The 20963-nt window shown below is 61.9% G+C and carries 18 protein-coding genes; 8 read left to right on the top strand and 10 right to left on the bottom strand.

The genetic code is table 11. The features are described from left to right. The first annotated feature begins 2 nt into the window (after positions 1-2). The 6 genes from QTL56_RS09215 (at position 3) to QTL56_RS09190 (ending at position 7331) form a co-directional block, all read left to right on the top strand. Positions 3-1193, top strand: coding sequence for a tetratricopeptide repeat protein (locus QTL56_RS09215; RefSeq protein ID WP_245136128.1), 1191 nt, complete (start codon positions 3-5; stop codon positions 1191-1193). Positions 1194-1231: 38 nt separating this feature from the next. Beyond that, a complete protein-coding gene (locus QTL56_RS09210; RefSeq protein ID WP_245136130.1) occupies positions 1232-2494 on the top strand; it encodes an MgtC/SapB family protein in 1263 nt (420 codons plus the stop codon). A gap of 138 nt (positions 2495-2632) precedes the next feature. Continuing rightward, entirely contained in the window at positions 2633-3433 is an 801-nt protein-coding gene (locus QTL56_RS09205) for an inositol monophosphatase family protein (RefSeq protein ID WP_229574524.1), read from the top strand. 99 nt (positions 3434-3532) lie between these two features. Next, positions 3533-4564 (top strand): flagellar motor protein MotA, encoded by a 1032-nt coding sequence (locus tag QTL56_RS09200; RefSeq protein ID WP_245136133.1) that lies wholly within the window; start codon positions 3533-3535, stop codon positions 4562-4564. After that, entirely contained in the window at positions 4565-5596 is a 1032-nt protein-coding gene (locus tag QTL56_RS09195) for a peptidoglycan -binding protein (protein WP_229574522.1), read from the top strand. A gap of 88 nt (positions 5597-5684) precedes the next feature. Beyond that, positions 5685-7331, top strand: a complete 1647-nt coding sequence (locus QTL56_RS09190) for an FAD-binding dehydrogenase (RefSeq protein ID WP_245136135.1) — start codon at positions 5685-5687, stop codon at positions 7329-7331. Positions 7332-7452: 121 nt separating this feature from the next. Here the strand turns inward: QTL56_RS09190 and QTL56_RS09185 are convergent, their stop codons facing one another. Next, on the bottom strand, positions 7453-9255 hold the full coding sequence (locus tag QTL56_RS09185) for an ABC transporter transmembrane domain-containing protein (protein WP_245136138.1): 1803 nt from the start codon (positions 9253-9255) through the stop codon (positions 7453-7455). A 188-nt stretch (positions 9256-9443) separates the two neighbouring features. On the opposite strand from QTL56_RS09185, the gene rpmE reads away from it, so the two are divergent. Then, the gene (rpmE, locus tag QTL56_RS09180; RefSeq protein ID WP_229574519.1) at positions 9444-9665 is read left to right on the top strand and encodes a 50S ribosomal protein L31; all 222 of its coding nucleotides are present in this window, start codon (positions 9444-9446) and stop codon (positions 9663-9665) included. A gap of 95 nt (positions 9666-9760) precedes the next feature. On the opposite strand, the gene QTL56_RS09175 is transcribed toward rpmE, so the two are convergent. The 4 genes from QTL56_RS09175 to QTL56_RS09160 form a co-directional block, all read right to left on the bottom strand. After that, positions 9761-10828: a patatin-like phospholipase family protein gene (locus QTL56_RS09175; RefSeq protein ID WP_245136140.1), complete on the bottom strand. Its 1068-nt coding sequence runs from the start codon at positions 10826-10828 to the stop codon at positions 9761-9763. A gap of 152 nt (positions 10829-10980) precedes the next feature. Then, a complete protein-coding gene (gene rcdA / locus QTL56_RS09170) occupies positions 10981-11496 on the bottom strand; it encodes a protease adaptor protein RcdA (protein WP_229574517.1) in 516 nt (171 codons plus the stop codon). 352 nt (positions 11497-11848) lie between these two features. After that, positions 11849-12043: a DUF1192 domain-containing protein gene (locus QTL56_RS09165; RefSeq protein ID WP_229574516.1), complete on the bottom strand. Its 195-nt coding sequence runs from the start codon at positions 12041-12043 to the stop codon at positions 11849-11851. Beyond that, positions 12040-13335, bottom strand: coding sequence for an MFS transporter (locus QTL56_RS09160; protein ID WP_229574515.1), 1296 nt, complete (start codon positions 13333-13335; stop codon positions 12040-12042). The genes QTL56_RS09165 and QTL56_RS09160 overlap by 4 nt, the downstream gene beginning before the upstream one ends. A gap of 208 nt (positions 13336-13543) precedes the next feature. Between QTL56_RS09160 and QTL56_RS09155 the strand changes: the two genes are divergently transcribed. Further along, positions 13544-13699, top strand: a complete 156-nt coding sequence (locus QTL56_RS09155) for a hypothetical protein (protein ID WP_229574514.1) — start codon at positions 13544-13546, stop codon at positions 13697-13699. Between the two features lie 6 nt (positions 13700-13705). On the opposite strand, the gene QTL56_RS09150 is transcribed toward QTL56_RS09155, so the two are convergent. The 5 genes from QTL56_RS09150 to QTL56_RS09130 form a co-directional block, all read right to left on the bottom strand. Beyond that, positions 13706-14149: a PACE efflux transporter gene (locus QTL56_RS09150; protein ID WP_245136142.1), complete on the bottom strand. Its 444-nt coding sequence runs from the start codon at positions 14147-14149 to the stop codon at positions 13706-13708. 262 nt (positions 14150-14411) lie between these two features. Beyond that, positions 14412-15308, bottom strand: a complete 897-nt coding sequence (locus QTL56_RS09145) for a fructose bisphosphate aldolase (RefSeq protein WP_229574512.1) — start codon at positions 15306-15308, stop codon at positions 14412-14414. A gap of 412 nt (positions 15309-15720) precedes the next feature. Beyond that, positions 15721-16920 (bottom strand): phosphoglycerate kinase, encoded by a 1200-nt coding sequence (locus QTL56_RS09140; protein WP_229574511.1) that lies wholly within the window; start codon positions 16918-16920, stop codon positions 15721-15723. Positions 16921-17004: 84 nt separating this feature from the next. Then, positions 17005-18834 (bottom strand): potassium/proton antiporter, encoded by a 1830-nt coding sequence (locus QTL56_RS09135; RefSeq protein WP_245136143.1) that lies wholly within the window; start codon positions 18832-18834, stop codon positions 17005-17007. Positions 18835-19050: 216 nt separating this feature from the next. Further along, positions 19051-20736, bottom strand: a complete 1686-nt coding sequence (locus QTL56_RS09130; RefSeq protein ID WP_441295312.1) for a BCCT family transporter — start codon at positions 20734-20736, stop codon at positions 19051-19053. Between the last annotated feature and the right edge of the window lie 227 nt (positions 20737-20963).

Genomic DNA, 20963 nt, shown 5'->3' with positions numbered 1-20963 from the left:
TCATGCGTTCAATCCCGTCTCACCATCGCCTGATTCTCGCCGTGCTTGCCGGGGCATGCCTTGCGCTCGCCAGTCCGGCGATCGGGCAGGAGGCTGAGGACGGTCTGGAGATCGGCGATGCGCCGGCGATCATGCCGGTGGATCCATCGGACGCAGGCGAGATCGAACGCGGTGCACGGCCGAGCAGCAGCACGGGTGACGCAAACAGGCTCGATCGAGGTGAGAGGGATTCCGCGCCGCCCGTGACCAAGGGCGACAAGCCCATGGTCGGTGGCGAGCCCGACGCACTGCAGGGCATCAACATCTATCTGCGCATGGGCACGCCGCTGCCCGACGTGCCACCGGAAAAACCTTATGAAGGAGAACCCGACACCGCTTACGGCGCCTTTCAGCGCGGGCTCTTCCTGACGGCCGTCGACAGGGCGCTGCCGCGTGCCCAGCTCGGCGATCCCGCTGCGCAGACGCTGCTGGCGGAGATCATGTCGCGGGGACTCGGGGTGAAACGCGACCTCAAGGGCGCGGCATTCTGGTACGGTCAGGCCGCCCAGGGCGGTGATCCGGCTGCGATGTTCAAATATGCCCTGCTCCTGATGGAGGGCAAGGAAGTCCCGCAGGACAGGGAGAAGGCCGACGATTACATGCGTCGCGCTGCCGATGCGGGCAATGCTTCGGCCCAGTTCAACTGGGCGCAGATCCTGGTTGCCGGCACGCCCGGAGTGCGCGGGCTGACTGCGGCCATGCCCTATTACGAGAAGGCTGCGGAACAGGGCATCGCCGATGCGCAATATGCGCTGGCCCAGGTTTATTCGGCACTCAAGGACGTACCGGCCGAGAAGAAGGCGCGCGCCCGGGAATGGATGACGCGTGCCGCGCGTGCCGGCTTCGACACGGCGCAGCTCGACATGGGGCTTTGGCTCGTCAATGGCTATAACGGGCCGCGCGACTACGAGGCCGGGTATCGCTGGCTCAGCATTGCCGCCGCGCGCGGCAATGTGGTGGCGCAGAACCGTCTGGCGCATCTCTACATCAACGCGCTCGGCACGGCTCCCGATCCGATCGAGGCTGCCAAGTGGTATGTCCTGTCGCGGCGGGCGGGGCTCAAGGATCCCGGCCTCGAGGATTTCTATCTCGGCCTTACCGAAGAACAGCAGAAACAGGCCATCGATCGCGCCAACCGGTTCCGGCGCACCTGAGGCGGCCTCGCTCTGCCGCTTCGGGGGAGGCGGCCGTCATGGATCTTATCGACATCTTCCAGCGGTTCGGGCTTGCCATCGCGATCGGTGCGGCGGTTGGAGTGGAACGCCACTGGCGTGAGCGCGATGCGCCGGAAGGTGCGCGGATCGCTGGCATTCGCACCTTCACGCTGATCGGCACGACCGGCGGGCTTGCGGGTCTGCTCGATGCCGGCCTCACACCGGGCAGCCTTTCCGGCCTGATCGTGGCGAGCTTCCTGATTGCGATTGCCGTCGTCCTGCTGCGCTTCGGACTGATGGAGGCACGCGCAGAAGGGTCCTTCAGTGCGACCACCGTCATTGCGGGCATCACCACTTTTGCCCTCGGAGCGCTTGCCGTGACGGGTGATATGGCCGTGGCCTCTGCGGCCGGTGCCGCTGTGGTGACGGTACTTGCCAGCCGTGAATTCCTGCATGGCGCGATCAGGCGCCTGACATGGATAGAGCTGCGTTCGGCGGTCATCCTGCTCGCGATGAGCTTTGTTCTGCTGCCGCTCATTCCTGTCGATCTCTCCGGCCCCTTCGGCGGGGTGTCGCCGCGCAGCCTCGTCATTCTCGTCATCTTGCTCGCATCGATCTCCTATGCCGGCTATGTCGCCGTGCGCCTGATCGGTGGCGGACGCGGTGACCTTGTCGCCGGCGCCGTGGGCGGTCTCGTCTCCTCGACCGCTACAACGCTCGCGATGGCGCGCCAGAGCGAGCTGGCGGTCGACGCGGCCGGTCCTTCTTCCGGCGCGATGGCGGCGGGAAGCGTCTCCCTCATCCGGACGGCGCTCGTGCTCTTCGCACTTGCGCCAGCGCTTGCCGAACGGCTGTTGCCCGGCCTCCTTGTCGCTGCAGGAATTATGCTGGTGGGCGCGATTGCGCTCGTCGCGCGGACCGGACCTTCCAGGGCAGATTTGCCCGGAAATCCGTTCGAGCTTTCGCAGGTCATCAAAATGGCACTGCTGATCACCGTGATCGCTTTCATCGCACGCGCGGCGAGCCAGATCTTCGGTGACGGCGGCCTTTACCTCGTCTCCGGCCTGACTGCACTCGCCGATGTCGATGCGATGACCGTCACCGTCGCCGGCATGCTGCCGGGCCTCCCGCTCGATGTTGCAATCACAGCCGCCGGAATAGCCGTCACAGCCAACATGTTGGCCAAGGTCGTCTATGCCGCTGCGGTCGGAAGCCGTGGCTTTGCATTGAGGCTGGCCGCCATATCCCTGCTGGCTGTGGTCTCGGGCGTCGCCGTGACGTTTGCTGCAGGTCTCGTCTGACGAGCGCGCATGGACCGGAGCGGCCATCCCCCTTGAATTCCAGCGGCATTTGTGGTCTTGAACCCGCCAAACACCGCCGCTGACGCGCGCTTGCCCGTTGCCGCCTTCCGGCGCTCCCAGTTTCAAGGAATTCTATCTATGGCCCGCTCCGCCCTTCTCAACGTCATGGTCCAGTCGGCACTCAAGGCCGGCAAGTCGCTTTCGCGCGATTTCGGCGAAGTGCAGAACCTGCAGGTTTCGGTCAAGGGCCCTGGCGATTTCGTCTCGCAGGCCGATTTTCGCGCTGAGAAAATCGTGCGCGAAGAGTTGCTGAAGTCCCGTCCGACCTATGGTTTCCTCGGCGAGGAAGGTGAAGAGATCAAGGGCACCGACGGTGCGCATCGCTGGATCGTCGATCCGCTCGACGGCACGACCAACTTCCTGCACGGCATCCCGCAATTCGCCGTGTCCATCGCGCTCGAGCGCAATGGCGAGATCGTCGCCGGCGTCATCTTCAATCCGGCCACCGATGAACTCTACACGACGGAAAAGGGCGGCGGCGCCTTCCTCAACGATCGCCGTATTCGCGTCGGTGCGCGCAAGGTGCTCTCCGATTGCGTCATCGGCTGCGGCGTCCCGCATCTCGGTCGTGGCCAGCACGGCAAATTCCTCGTCGAATTGCGTCATGTCATGGGTGAAGTGTCCGGCGTTCGCCGCATGGGGGCTGCAGCACTCGATCTCGCCTATGTCGCAGCGGGTCGTCTCGACGGATTCTGGGAAGCGCAGCTCAATTCCTGGGACATCGCGGCCGGTATTTTGCTGATCAAGGAAGCCGGCGGCTTCGTCTCTGACATGAAGGGTGGCCAGGACATGTTCGACAACGGAACCGTTCTTGCTGGCAACGAATACATCCGTAAAGCGCTGGAAGAAGTGGTCAATCGTCCGGTGCCGCAGGGCTGATCGGAAGCCTGCAGGAAAATTATCCTGCCTTCGCGGCTTCAATTCGTCGCAATTTTCCACTAGCCTTCGGAGCAAGATTCTCCGGAGGTCGAGCGTATTATGGTGAAAGTGAAGTTGGAGGACCTCGAGGTCGGGGAAACCCGCCCCGGTGCATACGGCCAGAAACTCTCAAGCCCGATGCCCTTCTTCACGACTATGGTGATCTTTCTGATCATCGTGTGTTTCATCGCGGCCATTCTTTATCGTCAGGCGCATGCGGCCTTCGTGACCAATCCGGGGCTGAACGGCCTGATCCTCGGCGTGCTTGCCGTCGGGATCATTCTGGTGTTCACCCAGGTGCTGGCGCTTCGGCCCGAAGTGCGCTGGTTCAATTCTTTCCGTGCCGCTGGCGACAATGCCTCTCTGGTCGGACGCGAACCGAAGCTTCTGGCACCGATGCGGGCCCTGATCGGCGGTCGCCGCGCGATGGCAATATCCACCACCGCCTTGCGCTCCATCCTCGATTCAATCGGCACGCGTCTCGACGAATCGCGTGACACCAGCCGCTACCTCATCGGCCTCCTGGTCTTTCTCGGCCTTCTCGGCACGTTCTGGGGTCTGCTCGGAACGATCAGCTCGATCAATGATGTCATCCAGAATCTCGATCCTGCATCGGGCGATGGCAATGACATCCTGCAATCGCTGAAGTCCGGCCTCACGGCGCCGCTCGCCGGAATGGGGACGGCCTTCTCGTCTTCGCTGCTCGGCCTTTCCGGTTCACTGATCCTCGGCTTCCTCGACCTGCAGGCAGGACGTGCGCAGAACCGGTTCTACGTCGAGCTCGAAAACTGGCTTTCCTCTGTTACCGATGTGGATTCGGAGCGGGCAGTTGTGTCCGACGCCAGTGGTGCCATTGTCAGCGAGGACATCCAGTTGCTCGTCGCGGAGATCCAGAAGCTCGGGAGCCGGGAGGGCAATGAGCGTTCCGTCGCCGCGATCGCCGGCCTTGCCGAAGGCATTCAGGGTCTGGTCAAGAACATGCGCAACGAGCAGCAGATGCTGCGCGACTGGATCGAAGCCCAGCAGGAGGACGCCCGCGCCATGCGCAAGACCCTCGACCGTCTGAACGACAAGATCAGCGGGGCGAAGTAAATGGCGCTCGGGCGCAACCGCCGCCGTGATCGCGCGGTCGATTACTGGCCTGGCTTCGTCGATGCCCTGTCGACGCTCCTGCTCGCCATCATGTTCCTGCTCACGGTTTTCGTCGTCGCCCAGTTCATCCTGAGCCGCGAAATCTCGGGCAAGGACGAGGTTCTGAACCGGCTGAACAGCCAGATTGCCGAACTCACGCAGCTGCTCGCGCTCGAGAAGAGCGGCAAGCAGGATCTGGAAGATGCACTCGCCTCGCTGCAATCGTCGCTCTCTTCCTCGGAAAGCGAGCGGACGCGACTTCAGCAGTTATTGGAAAGCGGCGCCGGCACCGCCGATATCGCCAATGAAAAAGTAGGACGTCTCACGGGCGAACTCGATGCCGAGCGACAGGTCAGCGCCCGGGCGATGAGCCAGATCGAGCTTCTCAACCAGCAGATCGCAGCCCTCAGGGCGCAGATCGCAGCAGTGGAGCAGGCGCTTCAGGCCTCCGAGGCCAAGGACGAGGCGTCGCAAGCCCGGATCTCCGATCTCGGCCGTCGTCTCAACGTGGCGCTCGCCCAGCGCGTCCAGGAACTCAATCGCTATCGGTCCGACTTCTTCGGCCGTCTGCGCGAGATCCTATCGGATCGCGAGAATATCCGGATCGTCGGCGACCGTTTCGTCTTCCAGTCGGAAGTGTTGTTTCCGGTCGGTGGTGCGGATCTCGACACCGCGGGCCAGGCGGAGATGGCCAAGCTGGCGGCGGCCATTCTGGAGCTGGCGCAGGAAATACCCGCCGAGATCAACTGGGTGCTTCGTGTCGACGGGCACACGGATGCGTCGCCGCTGACAGGGACGGGACGTTACCGGGACAACTGGGAGCTTTCTTCCGCGCGCGCCACGTCGGTGGTCAAGTACCTGATTTCCCAAGGCGTTCCGGCCAATCGACTGGTTGCTGCGGGCTTCGGGGAATTCCAGCCGATTGCCGAGGGCGACACGCCCGACGTCCTTTCCCAGAACCGCCGCATCGAGCTGAAGCTCACCGAGCGTTGAATTGCGCAAATTCGTTTGCTCCGCACGCAATTTGTGGGATGTATTACGTGCGCGTAAAGGTAAGGTCGTGACGGAGTAGGAGGGTGCCATGCTGGAATTCGACGTCGTCGTCATCGGTGGGGGGCTCGCCGGTCTTGTGGCCGCCACGGAGGCGACTGACCGTGGACTGAGCGTTGGCCTGATCGACCAGGAGGGGGAGCAGAACCTCGGCGGGCAAGCCTTCTGGTCGCTCGGTGGGCTCTTTCTGGTCGACAGTCCGGAACAGCGACGCATGGGGATTCGCGACAGTCTCGAGCTGGCACGGCAGGATTGGTTCGGATCGGCAGGGTTCGATCGCACCGAGGATTTCTGGCCGCGGCAATGGGCGGAAGCCTATCTGCAATTCGCCGCCGGAGAAAAACGCAGCTGGCTGAGGAGCCAGGGTGTGAGGTGGTTCCCCGTCGTGGGCTGGGCGGAGCGGGGCGGCGGTCATGCCCACGGACATGGCAATTCCGTGCCGCGTTTCCATGTCACCTGGGGCACCGGACCCGGTGTGCTCGCACCCTTCCTGCGCCGCGCCAGGGCAGCCTCCGACCAGGGCAAGCTTACCTTCCTCTTCCGCCATCAGGTCGATCGACTGGTCGTCTCCAACGGCGCCGTGACCGGAGTGGCAGGCGTGCTGCTGGCCGGCGACGCGACGCCAAGGGGCGGTTCCAGCTCGCGCAATGTCGTCGGCGATTTCGAAGTGCGGGCCGGTGCCGTGATCGCGGCCTCGGGCGGTATCGGCGGCAACCACGATCTGGTCCGCAAGAACTGGCCGGTGGAGCGCCTGGGGACCCCGCCGAAGAAGATGGTGGCAGGCGTGCCTGTCCATGTCGACGGGCGCATGCTCGCCATCGCCCAAGCGGCCGGGGGCGAAATCATCAATGGCGACCGGATGTGGCATTATACGGAGGGCCTGAAGAACTGGGATCCGATCTGGCCGAACCACGGCATCCGCATCCTGCCGGGCCCGTCGTCCTTCTGGTGCGATGCCGATGGCAATCGTTTCCCGCCGCCGGCCATGCCGGGCTTCGATACGCTCGCGACACTCCAAGCGATCCGGTCGCGCGGCCACGACTATTCGTGGTTCATCCTGAACAAGGCGATCATCAAAAAGGAATTCGCCTTGTCGGGCTCCGAACAGAACCCGGACCTGACGGACAAGAACATCTCCCTGCTGCTGAAACGACTGGGCAAGAACCCGCCGGGTCCCGTGCAGGCCTTCATGGAAAAGGGCGAGGATTTCGTCGTTCGCGACAATCTCGAGGATCTGATTGCCGGTATGAACGAACTCACCGGTGAGCATCGCCTCGGCATCCACCATGTCCGCGCCCAGATCGAGGCGCGCGACCGGCAGATGGACAATCGCTTCTCCAAGGATGCGCAGGTTGTGGCCATCAGAGGCGCCCGCAATTATCTCGGCGACAAACTGATGCGCACGGCAAAGCCGCACAGGCTGCTCGATCCGGCGGCCGGGCCGCTGATCGGGGTTCGGCTGCATATCCTCACCCGCAAGAGCTTGGGCGGGCTGCACACCGATCTGGAGGCCCGCGTGCTCAACCGCGAAAACAAGCCGGTGCCGGGGCTTTATGCAGCCGGCGAGGTCTCAGGTTTCGGCGGTGGCGGCATGCATGGCTACAATGCCCTGGAAGGCACTTTCCTTGGAGGCTGCCTGTTTTCCGGCCTTGCGGCGGGGCGAAATGCAGGGCGGTGAGCCCGACTGCTCTTATGGCATGGCTCGATGACAAAGACTGACAGCATCGCTCTTCGGATCTGTTACAGCCAGCAAGGCCGGTCGAGCCGATCCCAGAGGTTACCAGAATCGAGACCTGGACCTATTGAGCGGCGGCCGTGAAGTCGCGACCGCCGGTCTCGAACTGCAGGCGAGCGAGTTTCGCATAAAGCCCACCCTGCTGGATCAGGCTTTGATGGGTGCCTTCCTCGACGATCCGGCCGTCGTCGAGCACGAGAATGCGGTCGGCCTTCAGGACAGTTGCCAGCCGATGGGCGATGACAATTGTCGTGCGGTCGCGCATCAGACCGTCGAGCGCCATTTGAACGAGCGTCTCGCTCTCTGCGTCGAGCGCCGAGGTCGCTTCGTCGAGGAGCAGAAGCGGCGCGTCGCGGAGCAGGGCGCGGGCAATCGCAATGCGCTGGCGCTGGCCGCCCGACAGCGTCACGCCGCGTTCGCCGACGATGGTGTCGAAGCCATTTTCCAGACGCCCGATGAACTCGGTGGCCTGGGCAGCGTCTGCCGCCGTTTCCACCATCTCGCGGCTCGCACTGGGCGAGCCGAAGGCTATGTTCTCGTGAATCGACGTGGCAAAGATCGTTGTGTCCTGCGGGACTATCGCGATGCGCGCGCGCACGGCTTGCGGATCGGCCTCGCGGATATCGACGCCATCGAGGCGGATCGTGCCGGTGGCGGGGTCGTAGAAACGCAGGATCAGCGAGAAGATCGTGCTCTTGCCGGCGCCGGACGGACCGACGATCGCGACCGTCTCACCATGGGCAACCGAGAAGGAAAGGCCGTTGAGCGCGGACTTGGTCTTGGCGGACGGGTATGAAAAATGCACATCGTCGAAGGTGACGCTGCCCTGGGCCGGTTCGGGTAGCGACTGGGGCAGGGCAGGTGCGGCGATTGCCGGATGTTCTTCGAGCAGTTCATGCAGACGTTCTGCGGCGCCGGCTGCCTGGGAGAGTTCGCCGAAGACTTCGGACAGGGTGCCAAGAGAACCTGCGGCGATCAGTGAATAGAGCAGGAACTGGCCGAGCGTGCCGCCGCTCATGGAGCCGGCCAGCACGCTCTGGGCGCCATACCAGAGGACCCCGACGACGCTGCCGAAGACGAGGGCGATGGCGACACCCGTCAGAAGCGAACGCGAGCGGATCGCCGAGCGTGCAGCCTCGTAGGCGCTCTCGACAGATGAGGCGTAGCGTTCCCGGGCGGCGTCTTCGGCGTTGAAAGCCTGCAGGGTGCGCGCCGCTCCGATGACCTCGCCCGCATAGGAGGAGGCTTCGGCCAGCGTGTCCTGGGCGGCGCGCGAGCGTTGACGCACGGAACGGCCGAAGCCGACCAGCGGAAAGACGATGACCGGGATCGCGGCAAGCACCATGATCGAGAGTTTGGGGCTCGTCGCGATCATCATCACGACGGCGCCGAGACAGAGAATCGTATTGCGCAGTGCAAGCGATGCGGTCGCACCGACCGCGGATTTCAGCTGGGTTGTGTCGGCGGTCAGGCGCGAAACGATCTCGCCCGACTGGTTGACATCGAAGAAGGAGGGCGACAGCCGGGTGACATGGGCAAAGACATCACGGCGAAGGTCGGCGACCACGCGCTCCCCGATGGTGATCACGTAATAGTAGCGCAGGGCACTCGCAATCGCGAGAACGATGGCCATGACAATCATCATGGCGAAGTATCGGTTGATGAAGGTGCTGTCGGAGGCTTGGAAGCCGTGGTCGAGCATGCGACGGATAGCTATCGGCAGGGCAAGCGTTGTTGCGGCCGCGAGGCACAGGAAGATCAGGGCCCCGGCAACCAGTCCGCGGTAGTTCCTCAAATAGGGGAAGAGACTGGTCAGAGGCTTCAGAGAGCGGCGTTTCTTGTCTGTATTTTTGGCGTCCGAGGTCACTCTGTCATGCTCCTTCAGCGCTCACGGGCTTTCGCGCCATGGCACTTGTTATCCTTGCATCCTTCATGTATAGGCACGGCATCGAATTGGGAAGCCGTAGCCCAGACGGACTGCGGCTTCATCTATTGAATAGGTTCTGCCGAGGCAATTGCGGCATATGGACCCCACGGCACAGCAGGAATAGAGCGATGAAGGCTGACATCCATCCCGACTACCACGTCATCAAGGTCGTCATGACCGATGGCACCGAATACGAAACCCGTTCGACCTGGGGTTCGGAAGGCGCCGTCATGAACCTCGAAATCGATCCCACCTCGCATCCGGCATGGACCGGCGGCAACCAGGCTATGCTGGACCGTGGTGGTCGCGTTTCCAAGTTCAACAAGCGCTTCGGTGGCCTCGGCCTCTGATCGTTTCGAACGATTCGCATATGAAAAGCCCGGCCTTCGTGCCGGGCTTTGTCGTTTCGGGCAGGCTGTGAAGGACAGGCTGCGAAGGACGGGGATCAGATCGCCGTGATGCGGTCGGCAATCTCTTCCAGTGCGAGATCGTGTTTCTGCGCGAGCGTGCGCCCGAATCTCTCGAGATCTGCAATGTTGCCCGGCGTGGCGTCATCAAGGGCGTCATTCGCACCGACGAGCGGGGCATCGAGCCGGAAGTAGTTGAGGGCCTTGCGATTCGCGAGGGTCACGACCGTTGCACCTTCGGCAAAAGAAGGAGGCTCGCGGTTGAGCAGCTTGTTCAGCTGGTAGGATGCCGTGCTCGACTGCCCCTGCATGAGGACGGAGATCAGCGGCGTGTCATTGGCCGGGTTGATCCAGCCGCCAGCGCCCCAGCTCTTGGCCTGCTGATACGGGATCTTCCGGTTTGCGGAACCGGTTCCGAGCGACAGGATCACCATCTCATCGCCGTTCTCACGCCAGCCAAGCTTGGATCCCTCGACATAGGCGGCCATGGCGGGATCGTTGGCGAAGACGCCACCGTCGATCAAGGGAAGCGTCGGCGTCTGGCCATGGGCCGTGCGCGCGAGATCCTCGACGAGACCCGGTTCGAAATAGGTGGGTGCTGCCGAAGAGGCGCGGACCGCCTGCCAGACGTAGAAACGCTCGTGGCCCTTGTCGGCATTGGTCATGAACACGGCCCGGCGTGCGTGGATGTCGTAGGCCGTAATCAGAACCTTGGCGAGCGCGTCCCTGATCTCCGCCTTCTTGCCCAGCATGTCGATCAGGATCTTCTCAAGTGCCGCAGCACTGTAGCGTTCATCGAACAGGCCGCCCAGATTGGCCATCTTCCGGAACAGTCCAACATCGAAGATCTCCGGGCCTTTTTCCTTGTAGAGGGCAAGCAGCGTCTGCGGATCGGCTGCGGGCTCCTTGGGGTGGCCGGGGCGGGGGCAGGTGAGGCCTGCTGCGATGATCGCGCCCGTCGAGGTGCCAGCGATGAGGTGGAAGTAGCGATGCAGCGGCAGGGTCTTGTTCCTGTCCGCCAGCTTCTTCACCAGAATTGTCAACACGGCGGCAGGGATCACCCCCCTGATCCCGCCACCATCAATGGATAGGATGAATTTGGTCATGGACGCTCTCCCGATGTCTGGAACGGGATCAGTGTCGCATAATATTTAAAGTTGTAAATATGAGGTGCATACAATCAGTTTTATGAAAAATGGCAGCAAAAAACCCGGCCAGGTTTTGCTGGCCGGGTTGAAGGTGGTGCTTGCTGGCTTGATCAGCCTGCGTTGAAGGCCGTACGCAGCAGGTTCAACTGAGCCTGAACGCTGTTTTCATTGTCGGGCTGGAATTCTTCCTCAGCCGGACGATAGATTTCGCGGTCGAGCAGCGCGATGCGGTTCTGCAGGCGAAGCGAGCGTTCGACGAGATCGCGGAAGGCTTCCGGCAGGTCGTTCCAGCCGGGGGCTGCACGATCGACGTTGAAGCCGTCAAGGCGCACCTTGCTCTTCTCCGAGAGAACCTGATCGCGGCTCATCTCGCCATTGTTGACGGCGCGCTGCAACAGCAGCCAGGAAGCCATCTGCATCAGGCGAGTGGTCAGGCGCATGGATTCGGCCGCGTAGAGGACCGATGCCTGGCGCGGCAGAACCTTTGCGGCTGCGCGGCCGGGGCCATCGAGATAGGCAGCCGTTTCTTCGACCAGACCCATGCCCTCGGCATAGGTCGCCTTGAACTGGCTGGACGCTGCGACGCGTCCGGCGAAGCTAACCGTATTCATACCGAGTTCCGACATGGATGTTTCCCTGTAAACGCATCACTTAAGGCTTTTAACGACAGTGGTACAAACTTGTTCCTGCCGCATTTTGTGAGGCTACGATGCTACCAATAGCCCAAATCCGCAAGGTGAAACTTAAGGAAAGGTTAATTCCCACAATTTCGTGAAACCTTTGGCAAGTGGGACAAAAAAAGAGCCGCAAATGCGGCTCTCAAGGTAAAACAGGGAAAATCAGAGGCTCACCGAATGAGATGAACTGCCTGAATCCAGGTGAACTGGATGAACAGAGTTTCCCGTAAAATGCTTAACACGCAGTAAACGCAAATGTGAGAAGCCGTTTATTTCCGGACGTTTCTGAACTTCTGACCCGTTATACTTTAGGGCCGAAAAGGCTGTCGGCTGCCTTCCTTCCGGCATCCTTGCGCTCGATCTCGTTTTTGATTCGAATGATCTCTGCCTCGAGCAGGGTGACCCGGTGCCACAACTCATCGGAAGAAATGGCCGACAGGTCACAGCCAAGTTCGTGACCTTTGCTCCGCTTGGTGGGTTCCTCGTCCAATATCATGGGTGCTCCTCCCTCCGCTCCTGCTCCTCAAATGGTTCCTCTTCCGGAAAGGGCGCTGCGCGCGGATCGAGGCTCAAGCCTTCCGGCGTGCTGCTCATCGGCGATGCGGAAATAGGCAGGTTCGGCACGTTTTCACGATCCTCGGCGGGGATCGCGGCGCGTGTGCGGCTGCGATAGATCGCGTAAGCTGAAATGAGCAGGTGTGCGACCGCGGTCACTGCGAACAGCGCGTAGGGTCCAGCAGCCGTCATGACGGGGCCACCGAGCGTCGGCCCGATGATCGTCCCGATGCCAAAGAGCAGCAGCAGGCCGCCTGACACCTTCACGAACTCGTCGGGCTTGGCGAAGTCGTTCGCATGGGCCACGGCAATCGGATAGAGCGCATTGGCGGCGGCGCCATAAATGCCGACGAAAATGAAAATCAACAGCGGATCGGAGGGCGTGGTCGCGACCATGGCAAGTGCCGCGGCTGCGGCAAGCGCCGAGAGAGCTGCCAATACGTAGCGGCGATCAATGCGATCGGAAAGTTTGCCGGCCGGAAACTGCATGATGGCGCCGAGGAAGATCGTGACCGAGAGCAGCAGTGCTATCGTCGACGGATCGAGACCGACGCGCGAGCCAAAGACGGCCCCCAGCGTGCCGTAGGCGCCATTGGCGATGCCGATCATGAGGATGCCGACGAAGGAAACGGGCGAGTTGCGGTAGAGCAGTGGCAAGTCGAGCTTGATCGACCGGAGCGGCTGCGGTGTGGCTGCGGTCGACATCAGCGTCGGCATGACCGCAAAGCCATAGACGATGCCGCAGATCATGAAGAGGATGGTCGTGGCCGGATCGAAGACGCCGACCAGCATCTGTCCCCCCACGACCCCGATCAACGTGATCGAGATGTAGAAGGAGAAGATCATGCCACGGCTTTCATTGGTCGCGCGTTCGTTCAGCCAGCTTTCGATGATCATCGAGGTTCCGGCTGTGCAGAAACCGGTGATCACGCGCAGCGCAACCCACCAATAGGCGTCGACAATGATGCCTGTCAGCAAGGCGTTGACCAAGATGAGCGCGACGAAGGTGGAGAAGGCCCTGACATGGCCGACACGCATCACGAGCTTCGGGGAGACGAAGCAGCCAAGCACGAAGCCGGCGGCCCAGGTGGTCCCCAAGAAGCCGAGCACTTCGTTCGAGTATCCCTCGGCAGCGCCCCGCACAGGCAAGAGCAGACCATGAAGGCCGTTTCCGAGAAACAGGAAAAGCGTGCCCAGGAGCAGGGCCATTACCGGCAGAAGATTACGTCTCATGGCATTCTTGTCGATTGGAGTGGGTGGCGTCCGGAAGGAGAAGCGCGTTTGATTCACAGTAGACTGATCTTCCTACCGTAAGCTGAATGCGACGCTTGGCGCTTGCAAGATAAGTTTCTGGCGCGCAAATGTGACGTGGTTGTGGCTCGCACTGCAGCTTCACGCGCCGTCCGAGCCGTTCGCAGATGCACGTCCACAGGGAATGTCGATGACCAAGGCCATATCCGCCTTTCTGATCCTCGCAATGATCGTCCAATTGATCAAGCCGATCGGCCTGCCGGGGCTGCGGCGCCGGGGCGACTTCTGGAAGCTCGCGGTGGTGGCTTTCGTGACATGGTCGGTCACGCTGCTGATTCGGCCCTGACGAGCTTCAGATCTTGCCCGCTTCCGGTTTGTTCTGCCATTCCGGCAAGGGGAAGAGGCGGTCATAGCCCCAGTTGAAGACGAAGGCATAGACCATGTAGAAAATCGCGAAGGCGGCGTCCATGACGAAGGCGTGCCAGAGGCTGATGCCCAGATACCAGGCGATGAAGGGCATCAGGATCGTCAGCAGTCCCGCCTCGAACAGGACGGCATGAAAGATCCGCATGCCAACAGTCTTCAGGGTCGTTCCGGTATAGCGCTGCAGCAGGTGATCGAAGCCGAGATTGTAGATGTAGTTCCAGGCCGTTGCGAGGGTGGCGCTGACGAGGCCGACGATGCCGATGTCGGCGACTGGCATAGAAAACGCCCAGCTGCCGATCGGTACGATCAGGGCAAGGCCGAGTAGTTCGAAGCTGATGGCGTGGCGAATGCGGTCTGCGGCGGTGCGCATGTTCTTCCCTCCGGGAAAACAAGCGGGTCGTCCCGCAAATCGATAATGGCCCTGAAGGGGGAGGTCGTCCTCGCCAAGGCATATAGGGACAAAGGCCGAAAGCGGCAAGAATTGGCCGCCGATCTTTTCAGCAAAAGCAAATAGGACTGTGGGTTGTCCGGTCGGCGGGCGCCCGAGGCTCCATGCTTTGCCATGATGCAGGAAGCCCGGCGCGTGGCCGGGCTTTCGTGTCTTGATGGATAGATGGGACCGTCGAACCCGATCAGCTCTTGGTGACGCTGGCTGCGTAAATCTGGTCAATGGTCTCGGCAATGCTCATGTTGAATTCTGCATCGCTCATGGAGGTACGCAGCCTTTCGGTCAGGGCCCGCGAAAAACTCGCGATCATGCCGTGGTTGTGGCTGAGCTTTTCGCAAGCCTCCGCGGCGCTGTAGCCGCCCGATAGCGCGACGACCCGGACGACGGACTTGTGCGAGACGAGCGGCGCATAGAAATCAGCGACCGTCGGGAGGGTCAGCTTCAGCATGACCTTGTCGCCGGCCGGCAGCTTGTCGAGTTCGGCGGCGATTTCGTCACGCAGGATGGCCTCGGCTTCTGTCTTGGTGGGGCTCTTGATCGAGACTTCCGGCTCGACAATCGGCATGAGGCCCTGGCCAATGATCTGGCGTGCGACTTCGAATTGTTGGCGAACAACAGCAGATATGCCCGTCTTGTCGGCATGGGCGATCACGGAGCGCATCTTGGTGCCGAAGATGCCTTTCTCACGACCGCGAACAAGCAAAGCGTCGAGCTCCGGCATGGGCTTCATCAGCTGGACGCCATTCTCTTCGTCGAGCAGGCCCTTGTCGATCTTCAGGAATGGCACGACGCCGCGCTTGCCCCAAAGGAAGGAAGGCACCGGCTCGCCATCGACGTCGCCGTCCATGGTGCGCTCGAACAGGATCGCGCCAATCACCTTTTCACCGGTGAAGGCGGGCGCCTTCATGATGCGGACGCGCATGGCGTGCATGAGGCGGAACATCTCCTCCTCGCCCTGGTAGTCGCTTTCGGACACGCCGTAGAGGCTCAACGCTTTCGGTGTCGAACCACCGCTCTGGTCCAGCGCCGCGATAAAACCAGGCGCCGAGCTCATCGTGTTCAACATCTTTGCGTCCACCATACTTCACTCCTGTCCGTGACCGTGGCGCGCGACGCGTCCACGTTTTCCTTGCGCTCTCAACCAGGCGGCAGCGCCCACCTGATCACTCCCTGCACGTTTCCAGTCTCTCAAGACTGCGATGACATCGGCGATAACAGAACTTCCATGATCGGAAAATGGCAGGCTAAGCTACTGAAACGATTGAAATCATTTCAATCGTTTGAAAATTCGAAGAATTTTAAATCTGTTTCAATTCAAGCCAGACGTGGGGTTGGCGCGGCGCCAGTTGGATTGGAACAACTCATTGAAAAGGCGGATCTACTTCGTGGGCCGACGCGGCCCGCGCGAAGATATAAGTGCATGACGCCAGACACGAAAAAACCGCGCACCGGGGGCACGCGGTTTAATGTCATTTGAGCCGCTGGTTGGCCGATCAGCCCTTGGTCAGGACCGCGACGCCCGGCAATTCCTTGCCTTCCATCCATTCGAGGAAGGCGCCGCCGGCCGTCGAGACATAGGAGAAGGCGCCGGCAACGCCGGCATGGTTCAGGGCCGAGACCGTGTCGCCGCCGCCAGCGACGGAGACCAACTTGCCGGCCTTGGTCTGTTCGGCGGCATGCAGGGCGGCCGAAACGGTCGCCTTGTCGAAGGGAGGGATCTCGAAAGCGCCGAGCGGGCCGTTCCAGACCAGCGTTGCAGCCTTGCCGATCCAGTCATTAACCAGCTCGATCGAACGCGGTCCGACATCAAGCATCATGGCATCGGCCGGGATCGCCGTCACGTCGACCGTCTCGTTTTCGGCATTCGCCTTGAATTCGCGGGCGACGACGCCGTCGACCGGCAGGACGATGGTGCAACCGGCGGTCTTTGCCTTTTCCATGATCGCGCGGGCGGTGTCGGCGAGGTCATGTTCGCAGAGCGACTTGCCCACATCGATGCCCTGGGCGGCGATGAAGGTGTTGGCCATTCCGCCGCCGATCACGAGTGCGTCCACCTTGCTCACCAGATTGGAGAGCAGGTCGATCTTGGTCGAGACCTTGGCGCCGCCGACGATGGCAACGACTGGACGGGTGGGCTGCCCCAACCCCTTTTCCAGTGCTTCCAGTTCGGCCTGCATGGTGCGACCGGCGTAGGCGGGCAGGTGATGGGCGATGCCCTCGGTGGATGCATGGGCGCGGTGGGCGGCAGAGAAGGCGTCGTTGACATAGATGTCGCCGTTCTTTGCGAGTTCCCTGACAAAGCCGGCTTCGTTCTTCTCTTCGCCCTTGTGGAAGCGTGTGTTCTCGAGCAGGAGGACGTCGCCGTCATTCATTTCGGCAATTGCCGCGGCGGCTGCATCACCGATGCAGTCGGAGGCAAAGGCGACGCGCTGGTCGAGCACTTCTTCGACGGACGGGGCAATCAGCGACAGCGACTGGTCGGCAACCGGTTCGCCCTTCGGGCGGCCGAAATGCGCGAGCAGGATGACCTTGGCGCCCTTTTCAGACAGTTCGAGGATCGTCGGCGCCACGCGTTCGATGCGTGTCGTGTCGGAAACCTTGCCGTCCGTGACGGGAACGTTGAGGTCGACGCGGACAAGAATGCGCTTGCCTGCGATATCGGTGAGATCGTCGAGTGTCTTGAAAGCCGGCATGGATTTACCCGTCTAGAATGCTGTTGAACTGGGCTGACGGGCCGGACCTTACACCGCTCGTGTGACGGCGCAAGGCGCGCCGCCTCATTTTTCGCCGGTCTGCTGCGAGCTGATCGCGGCCCGTTTGCGACGCAGGTGGTCGCGCAGCGCATTGGCGAGTTCGCGGATATTCAGGAAGATCGGCCATGTCGTGGCTGGCTCTACCGGCTCCATCGAAACGCCGACGGAGGCGATGTGACCGTGTTCGTCTATGTCGCGAACGATGAGCACGATCGTGCCGAGGCGGACGCGATCGGCATAGTCTGGACGACCGCCGACGCGCTGCGTGATCAGGTCGGCGACTGTCTTGCCGCGTTCGCTGTCAGAGATCGAGAGTGGGCCATAGGCCTCATCGATGTCGCGGACATGGCTTGAGGGCGAGATGGCGAACGTGCCGAAGAATTCCCCGTCATCCTCCGCGACCGGTGCCTCCGTGGCAAAGAGGCGGTCGAGCAGCTTGGAATAGCTCGGCGCGATGAACAGATAGACCTGGTCGTTCTCACGCAGGCGTCCGGCATACTGGTAGCGCATCGACTTGCCGTCGCGAATGACCAGTGACGGCATGGCCCAGCGCGGGATGCGCTCTCCACGCAGCACGGGACTGCCCGCGACCACGCGGTAGGCGAGCAGTTCGTGGTTCGCCGTGCCCGGAAGGTCGAGCTCGACCTTGTCGATCGCGCCGATGCGCCGCGGGATGATCAGGCCGAGGCGCTTGGCGAGCGGCTTGATGGTCCAGCCCTGAAGCACGAGTGAGATCATCACCACGATGAACGCCGTGTTGAAGAAGGTCTCGCCATTCTCCATCTTGCCCACGACCGGTACGATGCCGAGCAGGATCGACACGGCCCCGCGCAGACCGACCCAGGCGATGAAGCCGGTTTCGCGCTGGGTGAAGTCGAAGGGCAGGAGGCAGAGCCAGACGGCAATCGGACGTGCGACGAAGACGAGGAACAGGGCAAGCAGGACGGCCGGTAACAGGATTTCCGGAAATTGCGACGGCGTCGCGAGAAGCCCGAGCACCAGGAACATGATGATCTGGGCGAGCCAAGTCATGCCATCCTGGAAACGCTTGATCGCGACCGTTGCAGGCAGCTTGCGAGATCCAGCGTAGATGCCCGCGACATAGACCGCGAGGAAGCCGCTGCCGCCGATCATTCCGGTAAACGAGAAGATCATCAGGGCGAGCGCCAGCATGAAGATCGGGGCGAGGCCCTGCTCGATATGCAATCGGCGCAGAATCAGGGCGATCGATGCGCCACCGGCGAGGCCGAGGATGAGGCCAATCCCCATCTGCTCGACGAAGAGCCTGAACAATTCGAGCGAGAGCCCCTCCGATCCACCGCCACTGGCGATGAGTTCGACGAGGGCTATGGCAAGAAAGATCGCCATCGGGTCGTTGGTGCCGGATTCGACTTCCAGGGTGGAGCGCACGCGGTCACGGATATTGATGCCGCCGATGCGCAGCAGGAAGAAGACGGCTGCGGCGTCCGTCGAAGCAAGAATGGCGCCGAGCAGAAAGCCTTCCAGATAGCTGAAGCCGAACAGGATATGGGCGGCGAGGCCGAGAAGGAATGTCGTAAGCAGCACGCCGAATGTGGCGAGTGTCAGCGCCGGCGCTGCCGACAGACGGAAGGACTGCAGGGACGTGCCGTAGCCGGAATCAAAGAGGACGACTGCAAGAGCAAGCGAACCGACGACATAGGCGAGGGGAAAATTGGAGAATTCGATCCCCAGACCATCGACACCCGCGCCAAGTCCGATCGTGAGGAAGAGAAGAAGGAGAGGCGCGCCGAAGCGAAAGGCGATCAGGCTCGAAAAGGCGGCCAGAAAGACCAGGGCCGTTGCAACCAGCGTGACCGCGTAGAACTCACTCAACCCTGTCCCCCTTTCCCGATGCCGGCCGAGCGGCAACACCCACCACTGTCTAGCGCGGCCATCAACGTGTCAAACCGATGGTCGCCGTTTCTCATCCCGAGACGGGCAGATTTTCAGACAGGACATGGTGTGCTTGCCGAACGGCCTGAAGGAAATGGAACAAGATCATGATGATTGTGGGGCGAATTTAAAATCTTTAATCCGCCCCACAAAACTTTATCTGGGCTCGGAGAGAAGGCCCTTGATCAGCGCATAACTCGCGCCAAGAAGCACGATGGCGAAGGGGAGACCCGTGGAGACCGCCATCGCCTGGAGGGCGACGAGGCCACCGCCGAGTAGGAGTGCGACGGCAACGAGGCCTTCGAAGGTCGCCCAGAAGACGCGCTGCGGAACCGGAGCGTTTACCTTGCCGCCGGCAGCGATGGTGTCGATCACCAGCGAGCCCGAATCGGACGACGTCACGAAGAAGACGACGACGAGGATGATGCCGATGAAGGAGGTCACCGACGTGATCGGCAGATGGGCCAGCATTTCGAAGAGCTGGAGTTCCAGAGCCGCATCCTGGACGCTGGTCAGACCATCATTGACAACCTGGCTGATCGCCGTGCCGCCGAGTGCCGTCATCCAGAGGACGGAGACAAGCGAAGGCACAAGCAGGACAGCCGTCAGAAGGCCACGAACCGTTCGGCCACGGCTGACGCGGGCGATGAACATGCCGACAAAGGGCGACCAGCTGATCCACCAGGCCCAGTAGAAGGCCGTCCAGCCCTGAGCGAAGTTGGTGTCTTCGCGGCCGAACGGGTTGGAGAGCGCCGGCAGGTAGGTCGCGTAGGCGGACAGGTTCAAGAAAAAGCCCTTGGCGATCTGCATGGTTGGGCCGACGGCAACAATGAAGACAAGCAGCAAAGCCGCGAGGCCGAGATTGACTTCCGAGAGCAGCTTCACGCCCTTGTCGACGCCCGCCACCACAGAGGCGATGGCGATGCCCGTGATCGCCAGTACGAGCAGGATCATCGTGGTTTGCGTGGCCGGAATGCCGAAGAGGAATTCAAGGCCGGCGCTCGCTTGCTGGGCACCGATGCCGAGCGAGGTGGACAGGCCGAAGATGGTCGCGAAGACCGCGAGGATGTCGATGACATGGCCCGGCCAGCCCCAGACCCGTTCGCCGAAGATCGGATAGAAGATCGAACGCAGGGTGAGTGGCAGTCCCTTGTTGAAGGAGAAGAGTGCCAGCGCAAGCGCGACCACGGCATAGATCGCCCAGGGGTGCAGGCCCCAATGGAAGATGGTGGCAGCCATGGCGAGACGACGTGCGGCTTCCGGATCGCCGGCTGCGCCGCCGAGCGGTGCCCAGTCCGTGCGCAGGCCATCTTCGAAGACGGGGCCGCCGAGGGCCGCCGTGAAGTGGCCCATGGGCTCCGACACGCCGTAGAACATCAGGCCGATGCCCATGCCGGCGGCAAACAGCATCGAGAACCAGGAGAGGCTGCTGTAGTCCGGACGCGCATCCGGGCCGCCGAGACGGATCCGCCCGAGCGGGGACAGGATCAGACCGATGCAGACGAGCACCAGGATGTTGCCGGTGAGCAGGAAGAACCAGTCGAGATTGCCTGTCAGGAAGGCGCGCACGCCGGTGAAAACGGGCTCCAGCGTGGTCTGAAATGCCAGCGTCAGGAAGGTGAAGAGCACGATTGCGATTGCCGACACGCTGAAGACAATATTGTGAATATCGAGTTCGAAAACGAAGCGGCGGCGAAAATTGATGTTGTCCTGACCGATCTCATAGGTCGTGTCGATGATCTCGGTCCGCCCTTCGGGCGCCGGTATCGCGTCTTCGGCGACGGCTGCCGGTATCGCGTCTTCGGCGACGGCTGTAGGGGACTCGGTCGGTGTGAGAGCCAATGTTCTGGTATCCTTTCGATATGAGACGGGGCAATCAGGCCCCGAGGTGGCGCAGTGATGCACCAGATGGGTAGCGCGGGCCTGTCGAAAAAAGCCGCATTTGCGCCACAATTTGGAGAGGCAACTTGCGAGCGGTCCAATTGTTCCCGATCGGAACAAATTATTTCGCGATCGCGGCGATCCCCAAAAACGAAAAAAGGCGGGCCAATACTGGCCCGCCTTCATGC

It is taken from the genome of Peteryoungia algae (assembly GCF_030369675.1).
GTDB lineage: Bacteria > Pseudomonadota > Alphaproteobacteria > Rhizobiales > Rhizobiaceae > Allorhizobium > Allorhizobium algae.
This window is presented reverse-complemented; position numbering and strand designations above follow the sequence as displayed.